The 12,126-nt window shown below is 64.4% G+C and carries 11 protein-coding genes; 1 reads left to right on the top strand and 10 read right to left on the bottom strand.

What is annotated here, in order from left to right; translation table 11 throughout:
• Positions 1 to 21 precede the first annotated feature (21 nt).
• From NKJ78_RS21535 to NKJ78_RS21555, 5 genes are all read right to left on the bottom strand, one after another.
• Positions 22 to 807, bottom strand: a complete 786-nt coding sequence (locus tag NKJ78_RS21535) for a glucose 1-dehydrogenase (protein WP_023696617.1) — start codon at positions 805 to 807, stop codon at positions 22 to 24.
• A 9-nt stretch (positions 808 to 816) separates the two neighbouring features.
• Positions 817 to 1,581, bottom strand: coding sequence for an SDR family oxidoreductase (locus NKJ78_RS21540; protein WP_023684416.1), 765 nt, complete (start codon positions 1,579 to 1,581; stop codon positions 817 to 819).
• 106 nt (positions 1,582 to 1,687) lie between these two features.
• Positions 1,688 to 3,196, bottom strand: a complete 1,509-nt coding sequence (locus NKJ78_RS21545; protein ID WP_352460072.1) for a sugar ABC transporter ATP-binding protein — start codon at positions 3,194 to 3,196, stop codon at positions 1,688 to 1,690.
• Positions 3,197 to 3,225: 29 nt separating this feature from the next.
• A complete protein-coding gene (locus NKJ78_RS21550; RefSeq protein ID WP_023668529.1) occupies positions 3,226 to 4,164 on the bottom strand; it encodes a sugar ABC transporter substrate-binding protein in 939 nt (312 codons plus the stop codon).
• A 129-nt stretch (positions 4,165 to 4,293) separates the two neighbouring features.
• On the bottom strand, positions 4,294 to 5,277 hold the full coding sequence (locus NKJ78_RS21555; RefSeq protein ID WP_050587411.1) for an ABC transporter permease: 984 nt from the start codon (positions 5,275 to 5,277) through the stop codon (positions 4,294 to 4,296).
• 284 nt (positions 5,278 to 5,561) lie between these two features.
• On the opposite strand from NKJ78_RS21555, the gene NKJ78_RS21560 reads away from it, so the two are divergent.
• Positions 5,562 to 6,524 (top strand): sugar-binding transcriptional regulator, encoded by a 963-nt coding sequence (locus NKJ78_RS21560; RefSeq protein WP_023668527.1) that lies wholly within the window; start codon positions 5,562 to 5,564, stop codon positions 6,522 to 6,524.
• Positions 6,525 to 6,540: 16 nt separating this feature from the next.
• Here NKJ78_RS21560 and NKJ78_RS21565 read toward each other — a convergent pair whose 3' ends face one another.
• From NKJ78_RS21565 to NKJ78_RS21585, 5 genes are all read right to left on the bottom strand, one after another.
• Complete coding sequence (locus tag NKJ78_RS21565; protein ID WP_156929750.1) at positions 6,541 to 7,134, bottom strand: hypothetical protein; 594 nt, start codon at positions 7,132 to 7,134, stop codon at positions 6,541 to 6,543.
• Between the two features lie 97 nt (positions 7,135 to 7,231).
• On the bottom strand, positions 7,232 to 8,719 hold the full coding sequence (locus NKJ78_RS21570) for a xylulokinase (protein ID WP_352460070.1): 1,488 nt from the start codon (positions 8,717 to 8,719) through the stop codon (positions 7,232 to 7,234).
• Positions 8,720 to 8,739: 20 nt separating this feature from the next.
• Positions 8,740 to 10,062 carry an NAD(P)H-dependent oxidoreductase gene (locus tag NKJ78_RS21575; RefSeq protein ID WP_023709918.1) on the bottom strand — a complete coding sequence of 441 codons (1,323 nt, stop codon included), beginning with the start codon at positions 10,060 to 10,062 and terminating at the stop codon, positions 8,740 to 8,742.
• A gap of 161 nt (positions 10,063 to 10,223) precedes the next feature.
• Positions 10,224 to 11,327, bottom strand: a complete 1,104-nt coding sequence (locus NKJ78_RS21580; protein ID WP_352460069.1) for a mandelate racemase/muconate lactonizing enzyme family protein — start codon at positions 11,325 to 11,327, stop codon at positions 10,224 to 10,226.
• 17 nt (positions 11,328 to 11,344) lie between these two features.
• Positions 11,345 to 12,052 carry a GntR family transcriptional regulator gene (locus NKJ78_RS21585; protein ID WP_352460068.1) on the bottom strand — a complete coding sequence of 236 codons (708 nt, stop codon included), beginning with the start codon at positions 12,050 to 12,052 and terminating at the stop codon, positions 11,345 to 11,347.
• Positions 12,053 to 12,126: the final 74 nt, after the last annotated feature.

The raw sequence follows: 12,126 nt of genomic DNA on the forward strand, positions 1-12,126 counted from the left end.
GCCAACCGCCAGAGCTGACGTTCACGACATGATCAGGCCGCCATCGACATTGATGGTTTGGCCGGTGATGTAGGTGGCGTCGTCGCTGGCGAGAAAGCTGACCAGGCCGGACACGTCCTCGCCGCTGCCGGCGCGTCCCATCGGGATGTTCTTCACCCATTCGGCCATCAGCTCGCCGGGCTTGTAGTCACCCATCAGCTTGCCCCACGCTGCGTCATTATAGGCCCACATGTCGGTGTCGATGATGCCGGGGCAGATGGCGTTGACGGTGATCTTTTCCTTGGCCACTTCCTTGGCCAGGCTCTGGGTGATGCCGACGACGCCGAACTTCGACGCCGCGTAGTGCGGTGTGTAGATGAAACCCTGCCGCGCCTGGCCCGATGCCGTGTTGATCAGCCGGCCGCCATCGCCATGCTTGCGGATGCGGGCGATCGCTTCCTGACAGCACAGGAACACGCCCTTTGTGTTGACCGCCATCACCTTGTCCCACTCGGCTTCGGTCATCGCCTCGATCCGGGCGATGGTGATGACGCCGGCATTCTGCACCGAAATGTCGACGCGGCCGAATTCCTTCTCGGCGAGGTCGTAAAGCGCGGTGACCTCATCCTTCCTGGTAACGTCCATGCGCATCGACGCGACCTTGGCGCCTGCCGCTTTCAGGCCGGCGGCGACGTCCTCGACGCGGGTATCGATGGCGCTGACCACGACCGCGGCACCTTCCTCGGCGAAGCGCTTCGCCATCGCCGCGCCGATGCCACCGCTCGCGCCCGTGATGACCGCAGTCTTGCCTTCAAAACGCTTCTGCATCTTTTCTCCTTACCAGCAGACAAAACCGCCATCGACGATCAGGTCGATGCCGGTGACGTAACTCGCGGCGCGGCTGGCCAGGAACACGGTCGGGCCGACCATCTCTTCCGGCGTCGCCATGCGCCCCATGGGCGTGTCGCGTTCGAAGATCTTGATCTGTTCGGCGACCTCCGGCCGCTTGTTCATCGGCGTCAGCGTGTAGCCTGGGCTCACCACATTGACGCGCAGGCCGCGATCGGCCCATTCCATTGCGAGGCTTTTCGACATGTGGATGACCGCCGCCTTCGACGAATTGTAATGCGCCTGGGTCAGGCCGCGATTGACGATCGAGCCCGACATCGAGGCGATGTTGATGATCGAGCCCTTGCGCCGCGTCAGCATGGCGCGCGCTTCGGCCTGGCAGGACAGGAACACGCCGCTGACATTGACGTCGTAGATTTTCTGCCACTTCTCCAGCGACAGCGTCTCGGCGGCCTCGGCTCCTGCAATGCCGGCATTGTTGACGGCGATGGTCAGCGCGCCGAGCTCCTTTTCCGTGCGCTCGACTGCGGTCGCCAGGTCGGCCTCCGACGTCACCGTCCCGGTCAGCACCACCGCCTTGCGGCCAAGCGCGGCGATCCTGTGCGCGGTCTCATCCAGCCCGCCTTTCGAGGCATGGCCGAAACAGGCTATGTCGGCGCCGGCTTCGGCGAGTCCGATGGCAATGGCCTGGCCAATGCCGCTGCCGGCGCCTGTTACCAGCGCTACGTCGCCGCTGAGATCGAATAGTTTCATGTTGTTCCCCCTCCTGAAGTGAAGGGGCGCCAGTCTTTGCTGGCGCCCCGCGCGGTCCGGTCCTTGGGAGGATACCACCTGCTGCGCTTTGTTCCGACTCCTGTCCTCAGCTCGTGGCGAGTTCCATCACCGCGACATTGCTCGCCTCGCTGCGGTCGAGAATGCCGCGCTGGCGGCCGCGGCTCAGCACCAGCACCCGGTGTGACAGGCCCAGCACCTCCTCGAGGTCGGAGCTGACCACCACCACCGCCATGCCGGAGCGGGCGAGGTCGGCGATCACGTCGTAGATCGCCGCACGCGCACCGACATCGATGCCGCGCGTCGGCTCATCGAGGATGAACACCTTCGGCGGTCGCGACACCCATTTGGCGATGATCACCTTCTGCTGGTTGCCGCCGGAAAGCTTGCTGACCGCCTGGCCAGGTTTGCCCTTGACCCCGAGCCTTGCGATGCCGGCTTCGGCGAATTTCTGCACCGCTTTCGGAAACACCCAGCCTTTCGGCGCGACATGGTCGAAATTGCCGAACGCCAAATTCTCGCCGATGGTCTGGTCGAGAACGACGCCTTGCGCCTTTCGGTCTTCCGGCACCAGCACGACGCCGGCCTTGATGGCTGCCGCTGGCCCGCTGAGATGCACCGGTTTGCCGGCAACGCGCACCGAGCCCGACGAGATCGGATCGGCGCCGGCGATCGCCCGCACCAGTTCGGTGCGGCCGGCGCCGATCAACCCGGCAATGCCGAGGATCTCGCCTGCTTTGACCGAGAAGGAAACGTTGTTGAAGCTCTTCTCCGGCGAGGACAGGTTGTCGACCTCGAGCAGCGTCTCCTCGCGCGGTGGCGACAGATGCGGGAACATCCGCTCGACCGAGCGGCCGACCATCTGCTCCACCACTGTGCGCACGGGAATATCGGCGCGCTCGTGGCGGGCGACGATGCGTCCGTCGCGCATCACCACCACGCGGTCGGCAATCTGCGCGATCTCGTCGAGACGATGGCTGATATAGATGAAGGACATGCCTTCCGCCTTGAGCTTGCGGATCTGCTGGAACAAAAGCTCCGTTTCCTCGCCGCCAAGCGCTGCGGTCGGTTCGTCGAAGATCAGCAATTCGGCATTCAGCGTCAGCGCCTTGGCGATCTCGACCTGCTGCTGGGCGGCGATGCGCAGCGTGCCCACCTTGCGCTCGGGCGAGACGCCGAGGCCAAGCCGCTTCAACTGCGCCGAGGCATTGGCGTTCATTGCTGCGCGGTCGATGCGGCCGCCGCGCATCGGCAGGCGCCCGACATAGACGTTTTCCGCCACCGACAGATCCGGCAGCAGCTTCAGTTCCTGATGGATCATGCCCACACCGGCATCGATTGCCGCGGCAGGCGAGGCGGGGGAATAAGGTTTCCCCCGCCAGATGATGGTGCCCGCGTCGGGCCGGGTCGAGCCGGCGATGATATTGGACACCGTCGACTTGCCGGCGCCGTTTTCGCCGAGCAGCGCCACAACCTCGCCCGGCCGCACCTCAAAGCTTGCATCGGCCAGGACCTGGACCGGTCCGTAGCTCTTGCAAAGGCCGTTGACGAAGAGCCCGTTGTGCGGGCTTTCGCTGTGGCGAGGATCAGGAGACATCGTGGCGCTCTCTTAAGCGGTGCCGGTCGTTACGGATGCTTGGCGATGAACTGCTCGACATTGTCCTTGGTGGTCAGCGTCGCATCCTGCAGCTGTTCGGCCGGAACGCTCTCGCCCGCCACCAGCTTGATCGCCGCATCGACGGCGAGCCGGCCCATGCCTTGCGTCTGCTGCGTCGCGGTGACGTCGAACACGCCGTCCTTCAGCGCCTTGAGCGCGGCCACGTCGCCATCGAAGCCGGCAACCCAGACCTTGTGGCCGGGATTGGCGACCTTGACCGCCTGTGCCGCACCCAGCGCCAGCGCATCGGCCTGGCCGATGACGATGGAGACATCGGGATGCGACTGCAAAAGGTCCTGCGTCAGCTTGAAGCCTTCGTCCTGGTGCCAGCCTTCGCTCCACAATTCGCCGACCACCTTGATATCGGGATAGGCCTTGAGCGCTTCGCCGCAGCCCTTCGAGCGATCCACTTCCGGCGTGGTGCCCTTCTGGCCGTGGATGATGATCAGTTCGCCTTTGCCGCCGGCCTGCTTGGCGATGTAGTCGCACACCGCCTGCGCCGAGGCGACACTGTTGGTGGCGATGAAGGTGTCGCCGGGCGCGCCGTCGGCGTTGCGGTCGACATTGACGACCGGGATGCCGGCAGCCTTGGCGGTCTTGGTCGGCACGGTGGCGGCTGTGGCGCCGGCCGGAATGTAGATCAGCGCGTCGATGTTCTGCGTGATCAGATCCTGCACCTGGCTGACCTGGGTCGCTGAATCGCCCTTGGCGTCGACGGTGACGATCTCGATGCCCTTCTCCTTGCCGTAGGCTTCGACCGACTGCTTGATCTGGTTGAAGAAGTCGGCCTGCAAATTGGCCACGGCGAGGCCGAGTTTCTTGGCCTCCTTGGCCGAGGCCATGTCGGTCAGCCCGAGCATAGGAATGATGGCGGCAGCGGCGAGCAGCAGTGAACGTTTGGTCAGCATGTTTTTCCTCCGTTGATAGTCAAACTGTCCCGCCAGCGCATCGCGCCCCTTGGAACATCCCAGTTTCGGATCGACCGATCCGTCTATCGCCCGGACGCTCCGGGCGAATTCTCAATTGTGCCCCGTTCTCTATCGCGCCCTGCGCCGCCAGGTATCGCTGGCGACCGCCAGCGCGATCACCACGCCGATCACCACCTGCTGGATGAAGGGCGAGACGCCGAGCAGATTGAGCCCGTTGCGCAGCACGCCGATGATGAGTACGCCGACCGCGGTGCCGCCGATCGAGCCGATGCCGCCCGACAGGCTGGCGCCGCCGATCACCACCGCCGCGATGGTGTCGAGCTCATAGCCGAGGCCGGAACTCGGCTGCACCGAATCCAGCCGCGCGGCGAGCACGATGCCGGCAAGACCCGCAAGTACGGCGCAGATGGCGTAGACCCAGTTGGTCAGTGACTTCACCGGAATGCCGGAGAGCCGCGCCACCTCGGCGCTGCCGCCGATGGCGTAAAGGCTGCGGCCGGTGGCGCGGTAGTTGAGGAAGATGGCGAAGACGATCGCCAGCACCATCATCACCCCGACTGTGACCGACAGGAAGCCGAAATGGCGGATGATCGACAGGCTGGTGAACCAGTCGGGAAAGCCGACAATCTGCGAACCGTCGGTGATCATATTGGCAAGACCGCGCGCCACCGACATCATCGCCAGCGTCGCGATGAACGGCGGCAGCCGGGTGACGGTCACCAGCAGGCCGGACACCAGTCCGCAAAGGCCGGCGACGACCAGTGCTGCGACGACGCCGGCCGCAAGGCCGAGATTGAGATAGTCGGGGTGGGAGACAAAGCCCATCACCATGGCGGCCAGCGCCAGCACCGAGCCGACCGAGAGATCGATGCCGCCGATCAGGATCACCAGCGTCATCCCGATTGCCATGATGCCGAGCACCGTGATCTGGTCAAGTACGTTGAGGATGTTGCGCACGGTGAGGAACGTGTCGGTGGTCAGCGTCAGCGCCAGGCAAAGCAGCAGCAGCCCGATCAGCGGCCCCATGGTTCCGGCAAACAGCGCCGAAAGCTTCGCGGCCGTCGCACCTTGAGTGCCGGGCGCGGCTTTCAACTCGCCAGCCTTCGACTCGCTTGCATCATTACTCACGGCCACTTCGTCTCCTCCGTCAGCGAAACGACGATGGCCTGCCGTCCGCTCTTGTTCACCAGGCACCTCCCTGTGAACAATTTATCTTTGATATGCAATTTTGTTCAGCTAAACTGTTCATTAGAAAATTGTCAAGAGCCGTTGCGCCATTCGGCGGTGGTTTGCGCCACAGGGCGGTTTGTCCTAGGGAAGGCCAGGGGGCGGCGCTTGCGGAAAGATTTCCGAAATCTGCCGCGGGAGGGCAAAAGATGGCGACCGTCGAAAACGAGAAGGCCTCGCGCTTCCCCGATGCCGAGCTCAAGGCCCGGGCCGCCTGGCATTACTATGTCGAAGGTCTGACGCAAGAGCGCATTTCCGAGATCCTCGGCGTCGGCCGCATCAAGGTGCACCGCATTCTCTCCGCTGCGCGAGAGGAGGGCATCGTGCAGTTCCGCATTCGCGACAGTGTCGTCGAATGCGTGCAGCTCGAGGAGAGCCTGAAGCAGCGCTTTGGGCTAAGCCAGGCGGTCGTGGTGCCGTCGGCCGCCGACCGCAGCAACGCGCCGCTGATGATCGGCCACGCGGCTGCCGCCTATCTCGCCGACAACGTCAATGCCGGCGACGTCATTGCGCTGGGCTGGGGCCGGACGCTGAAATTCGCCATCAACGAATTGCCGAGGCGGCCGATTGCCAGGACGACGGTCGTCTCGATGCTCGGCGGCCTTACCCACGCGCAGCCGCTCAACCCGACCGAAAGCGCCTGGGAGTTCGCCGAAAAGATCGGCGCTGAATGTTTCCTGCTGCCGGTGCCGGTCTATGCCGACAAGCCGGAACAGCGCGATGCCTTCATGAGCCAGCGCAGCGTTCAGGATGTCGTCTTCCGCGCGCGCCGCGCCAACATCGCCGTGCTCAGCGTCGGCTCGTTTTCCAAGGACAGCCCGATCGCCAATTACGGCTTCATCAAACCGAGCGAACTCGAGGAATTGCAGGCGGCCGGCGCGGTCGGCGACCTCTTGTGCCATTTCATCGACGCCGAGGGCCACCCTGTCGACCATGAGGTCAACCGCCGCGTCTGCGCCTATCCGCTGCAGGATCTGTCCGATATTCCGAGCATCATCCTGGTGTCAGGCGGTCAGGAGAAGGTCGCCGTCATGCGTGCGGCGCTCGCCAACACCAGGATTTCGGTGCTCATTACCGATGAGGATGCGGCCAAAGGCCTACTCAACCGTTGAGCGCTGTCGGCCTCGGTCAGAATTCGCAGGGCTCCGGACGACTGTCGTCCGACCAGTCGGCCAGTGCGATCGGCACGAATTTTCCCGCGACCGGTTTGCCGTCGTCCAGGTCCTTTGAAGCGGTGCCTTTGCCGGTGAGAAAATTGATGTCGCAGCCGCCCAGCGTCGTCTCGACCGAGCCGTCGGCTTTCTGCACATTCCAGTCCCAGTCGCGACTGTAGCCGGCGACAAGGAATTTACCGCCGCGCCAGACGATGGTCAGCGTCGCATCCCATGATTTGTTGGCGCCGCAGCCGAAGCACGAGGTGACGACAAGCGATCCCTTGCCCTTGCTTTCGAACCCGAGAATACGGTCCTGCGTCAGCGCCTTTTTGACAAAATCAGGCTTGCGCGAAGGATCGAGCTTTCCTTCGCCGGCAGCCAGATAGATCGAGAGATCCGCCAGCCCGGTGTCGGAATCCGCCGCGATCGCGGCCCGATCCATCCGGCCGTCATTGTCCATGTCGAGCGTGACCTCAAAGGGCGGCTCGTCCTGCGCACGCGCCGTCATTGGAGCTGCCGCAAGCGCGACAATCCAGGGCAGGGCGGCAAGGTGAAATACTGCTTTCATGAGCCCGATGAGTCTAGCATTGGCCGGGCAGGACGCAAAATCGGCAAGCTGGGCAGGTTGGGCATGGGAGCCTCACGCAGGCAAGCTGCGCTTGAACTCAGATCGCACCGAGCCGCGCGTGGATGTCGCGTGTCGCGTGATAGAGGTCGCGGTAGATCGCCTTGCGCGCCCGGTAAGCCGGCACCAGCGTCATATCCGGATCGACACGCCTGGCCGGCGCCGCCGCCATTGCCTTGGCGGCGTCTTCCGCCGAGGCGAACCAGCCGATCGCCGAAGCAGCCAGCATGGCCGCGCCAAGGGCCGCCGCCTCGTTGACCGGCGACACGAACAGCGGCCGCTCCAGCACGCTGGCCATGATCTTCATCAGCAGCGCCGAATTGGTGCCGCCGCCGGCGGAAATCATCTCTCCCGACTTGCCGCCGCTTTCGGCCTCCATCGCCTCGCTGGCGATGGCCTGCTCCAAAGCGATGCCTTCCAGCGTGGCGCGGAAGAGATGCCTGGGCTCATGGTCGAGCGACAGGCCAACAACGGCGCCGCGCGCCGCGCCATCCCAATAGGGGCTCATGACGCCGGCCCAATAGGGCATGACCAAAAGACCGTCGCCGCCGGCCGCAACATCGACCGCACCCTTCTCCAGTTCTGCCGCGGAAGACGCGCCGGTGGTGCGCACGATCCAGTCGACCAGTTGCATGCCCGAGCGCAGCACGGTTTCCAGCATGAAGCCGGAGCCGGTCGGCGAGACCAGCGTGCGAAACGCATCCGAAGTGGTGACCGTGCCGGAATAGCAGCCGCTGACGACGCCGGAGCCGAGCGAGAGATAGCTCTTGCGGGCACCATAGACGCCCATGCCGAGACCCATGGCCTGGCCATCGCCGGCGCCGGCGACAATTGGCGTGCCCGCTTTGAGGCCAGTCAGCTGGGCAATGCTTTCGGCAAGGCCGCCGCAGATTTCGCCTGGGCCGATCAGCGCCGGCAACTGCCGTGGCTGCAGCCCTGCAGCCGCCACAAGCTCAGCGTGCCATTCGCCTGTCGCGACATCGAGCAAGCCGAGCGGGTCGGCACTTGCCGTGCTGGTTACCAGCCGTGCGGTCAGCCGGTGAACGAAGAAGCCATGAACATCGACCAGGGCGGCGGCGTTGGCCAGCACCTGCGGCTGGTGTTCCGCCAGCCAGGCGATGGCATAGAGCGCCGGCGTCGGATCCGGCGGCTTGCCGCTCCAGTCGCGGATCGTCTCGCGGCCAAGCTCGGCCGACAGCTTGGCGACTTGAGGCCGGGCGCGCTCGTCAAGCCACAGGATCGCCGGGATGAGCGGCGTGCCGGCCTGATCGATCAGGGTGAAGGTCTCGCGCTGATGGGCTATGGCAATTGCCGCCACGCGCGCGGCGCCGACCTTGTCGGCGACCTGCTTCAGCGCACTGATGAGGGCTGCCCACCAATGTTCGGCATCCTGCTCGAAATGGCCGGGCTTCGGATTGGCCAGCGGATAGGCCTCGCGCGCCTGGAACAGCTCCGCGCCGTCGCGGGTGAAGGCGATTGCCTTCACCGCCGTCGTCGAGGCATCGATCCCGATAACGACATCGTCCATCACAGGGAGATCCCGAAGGTTCAGGCGGCGTTGGTCACAAACTGTCCGTCCGACTGGTCGAGACGGCGGCGGATCTGCGTTATCACCATCGAATCGTCGGGTACACAATTTTCATAGGTGAGGAAGTCGCCGGTCTTGACCGGCTTGACCACCTTGGCGCGTTCGGCAATCCCGAGCGGCAGCGCGCCCTTGGCGCGGGCGTCCTCCCAGGTCATGGCGAAGCCGCGATAGTCGTTCTCGCCGATCATGCCGAGCGATTGGCCCGCGCCGAGATCGCTCTTGGCCACCGCCACCGCTTCGGCCACCGGGTGGTCGAGCGGCTCCATGTCGGCGCGTTTGTAGACCACGGCGCGCGCCGCCGACAGTGGCACTTCAAGGCTTGTCAGGTGATAGGGACGGTAGATCGTGAAATAGGGGCCCTTGCCGACCTTGAGGTCGACCATGCGCTCCAGCACGCGCGGATGCCTCGTTTCGATGATGCAGAACACGCCGGGCGCCACGCCCTTGCCGATGGAATAGTCGACCACGCCCTTGCGATGCAGCACGCCGCCATCCTCGCGCGGGCAAAGCACGCTGGCCAGTTCCTCCAGCGTCGCCGTCGGGCCGTGCATGCCCGGCACGTCGGGCACCAGCCCGGTGGCGTTGGCGATAGCCACCATCTCGATCGCCGTCTTGGAACCGTCGACGAACTCGACCAGCATGCGCGCATTCATGTTGCGCTCGGCCGCTTCCTTCTCGTAGTCGGCGGGCATGGCGTCGATCTTGAGCGGGTTGTTTTTGCCCTTGCCGGCGGCGATGATGTTGAAGCCGAGGCTCTTGGCGAAGCCGATGATCTCCAGCGTGCAGGCGGGTTCGTCGCCGGCCGCACCGGTGTAGACCACGCCGGCCTTGCGCGCTTCCTCCTTGAGGAAGCGGCCGATCGTAATGTCCGCCTCGACATTGAGCATAACGATGTGCTTGCCGTTCTTCATCACTTCGAGCGCAAACAGCGTGCCGATGTTGGGATTGCCTGTCGCGTCGATGATGACATCAATGCGGCCGGCCGCGGCCAGCGCATGCAGATCTTCGGTGACAGCGATCTTGCCGGCCTCGATGGCGCGGTCGATGGCAGAGGCGTTCGCAGCCTGGACGATGCCGGAGCGGTCATGGCCGGCGAGCAGTGCGGCATCGATCGCCGCTTGCGGCCGCACCTCGGAAATGGCACCGATCCGCATGCCCGGCATCAGCGCCACCTGGACGACGATGTCGGTGCCCATCTGCCCGGCGCCGGCGAGTCCGATGGTGATAGGCCCTTGGGCTTCAGCGCGCTGCAGAAGTTCCGCTGCAAATTGCGGATGGGCCATATCGCTTCCTCCAGTCATGACGCGCCGCAGCGTCAAATCATCATTTTGAACATTCCTATTTCCATTTGAAAAATATTTCAACCCGCAAATCGGAGAATGGCTGCAGGGCCAAACCTCCCACGGAGGATTCGTCGGGTGACAGCTTCATGCTGGGCTTGATCTCAGCCGATCTCTAGGAAAGGATTGCCGAGCAGGTCGGGCACGACATCGACGCCGAGGCCGGGCCCGTCGGGAATGCCCATGTGGCTGCCGGTGACCGGTGGCGCGTTGGAGGCCGTGCGCACCGTCACCCACTCATGGAAGGCGATGGCGTGCAGCCGGCGTTCTTCCGGCGTCGACAGCGACAGATGTGCCATCGCCGCCGTGTCGATCTCGGCGCCGCCCGTATCCTCGACGGTGATCATGAAACCGAGATCGACGGCGACGTCGCGGATTTGCCTTGTCCTGGTTACGCCGCCAAGCCGCGAGATCTTCAGCGTCAGCCCGTCGGCGGCGCCCAGGCGGTGGATTTCCAGCATCGCCTCGAGCGAGATGACGCTCTCGTCCAGCACCATCGGCTTGTCGAGCATGCGGCGCACCGACATGTTCTCCTCAATCGACGTGCAGGGCTGCTCGAACGTGTAGTCGATGCCGCGCGTGGCGTCGGCGAACTGCCGCGCCTGGTAGGGTGTCCAGCCGGCATTGGCGTCGCAGAAAATCACCGTGCCTTTCGGCACGGCCGAAGCGACTGCGCTCACCCGCTCGATGTCTTCATGCACATTGCCGCCGACCTTGACCTGCAGCCGGCGGCAGCCTTCCGCGATGATCCTTTTGGCCAGTGCCGCCATCTGGTCGAGCGTGCCGTGGGTGACGACGCGGTAGGTCTCCGCCATGTCGCTCTCGCGGCCGCCAAGCATGGTCACAAGCGGCACGTCGGCGGCGCGGGCGGCCAGATCCCAGCAGGCCATGTCGAGCGCCGACTTGATGTAGGGATGGCCCTTGAACACCGTATCCATCAGCCGGCCGATGCCGGCGAGAGCACGCGGGTCCTGGCCGATCAGGTGCGGCGCGATCTCGACCACGCCCGCGCGCGTTCCCGCCGGAAACGCGGCCGAATAGAAATTGCCGAGCGGCGCCATCTCGCCCCAGCCGGTCACGCCGCTGTCGGAGGTGATGGCGACGATCACCGCGTCGAAACAGTCGGCCACACGCCCCTTGGACATGCGGTAAGGCCCGTCCACGAAGGGCTGCACGACGCGATAGGCCTTGATGGATTTGATCTGCACTTGTCTGTCCGTTGTCTCTAGGTGTTGAGGAGGGTCAGCCCTTCGATGTTCCGCTGCTCGAGGCCACGCGCATAGGCAAGCAGCTCTTCGAAATCGAGGTCGATATGCTCGCGCGCATGGCGCTGGGCAGCGCGCATGTCGGCGCCCTTCAAGAGCCGCACATAGGTTTCGTGGAGATCTTCGGCCGGCACCGGCTCGTTGCGGGCCTGCTGGTGCAGGGCAAAGTACATCTGCAGCCGGCTGGTCAGCCGCTGCCAGGTTTCCAGCAGCACCGAATTGTCGGCCCATTCATAGATCAGCCCGTGCAATTGCAGTGCGGTCTCGATCTGGCGGGTGGTGTCGCGCGCGCGCGTTGCCTGCTTCACCGCTTCGTGGCGGCGGTCGAGTTCATCGAAGAAGCGCTGGTCGCGCAGCTTCCATGTCCGCTCGATGGCGAATTCATCGAGCACCTTGTTCAGCGAGTAGGCGTCGTCAATGTCCTTGGCGGTGACATCGATGACGAAGGTGCCGGCATAGGGAATGCTGGTCAGGATGCCTTCCTGCACCAGCTCGCGCATAGCTTCGCGCAAAGGCGCGCGGCTGACCCGCATCTGCTCAGCGATCCTCAGCTCGCTCAGCTTTTGGCCGGGTTCCAGCTGGCCGGTCAGGATCGCCCGCCGCAACAGCGCAACGATCTCGGCTCGGCGTGTCGTATCCGCGATCGGATTGAAGTCCAGCTTGGCCATTCCGTCACTCCAGTGAGAGCCGGAAACAGACAAGCAGATTGTCGACAATCCTACAATATGTCTGTTCCGGATTC

The sequence above is a fragment of the Mesorhizobium sp. M0037 genome, assembly GCF_040323635.1.
Taxonomy (GTDB): domain Bacteria; phylum Pseudomonadota; class Alphaproteobacteria; order Rhizobiales; family Rhizobiaceae; genus Mesorhizobium.

Coding starts and splice junctions, on each gene's coding strand:
- NKJ78_RS21565 (WP_156929750.1), bottom strand. CDS start 7,134: ATGAAAGCAGTATTTCACCTTGCCGCCCTGCCCTGGATTGTCGCGCTT.
- NKJ78_RS21550 (WP_023668529.1), bottom strand. CDS start 4,164: ATGCTGACCAAACGTTCACTGCTGCTCGCCGCTGCCGCCATCATTCCT.
- NKJ78_RS21535 (WP_023696617.1), bottom strand. CDS start 807: ATGCAGAAGCGTTTTGAAGGCAAGACTGCGGTCATCACGGGCGCGAGC.
- NKJ78_RS21575 (WP_023709918.1), bottom strand. CDS start 10,062: ATGGCCCATCCGCAATTTGCAGCGGAACTTCTGCAGCGCGCTGAAGCC.
- NKJ78_RS21540 (WP_023684416.1), bottom strand. CDS start 1,581: ATGAAACTATTCGATCTCAGCGGCGACGTAGCGCTGGTAACAGGCGCC.
- NKJ78_RS21545 (WP_352460072.1), bottom strand. CDS start 3,196: ATGTCTCCTGATCCTCGCCACAGCGAAAGCCCGCACAACGGGCTCTTC.
- NKJ78_RS21560 (WP_023668527.1), top strand. CDS start 5,562: ATGGCGACCGTCGAAAACGAGAAGGCCTCGCGCTTCCCCGATGCCGAG.
- NKJ78_RS21585 (WP_352460068.1), bottom strand. CDS start 12,052: ATGGCCAAGCTGGACTTCAATCCGATCGCGGATACGACACGCCGAGCC.
- NKJ78_RS21570 (WP_352460070.1), bottom strand. CDS start 8,719: ATGGACGATGTCGTTATCGGGATCGATGCCTCGACGACGGCGGTGAAG.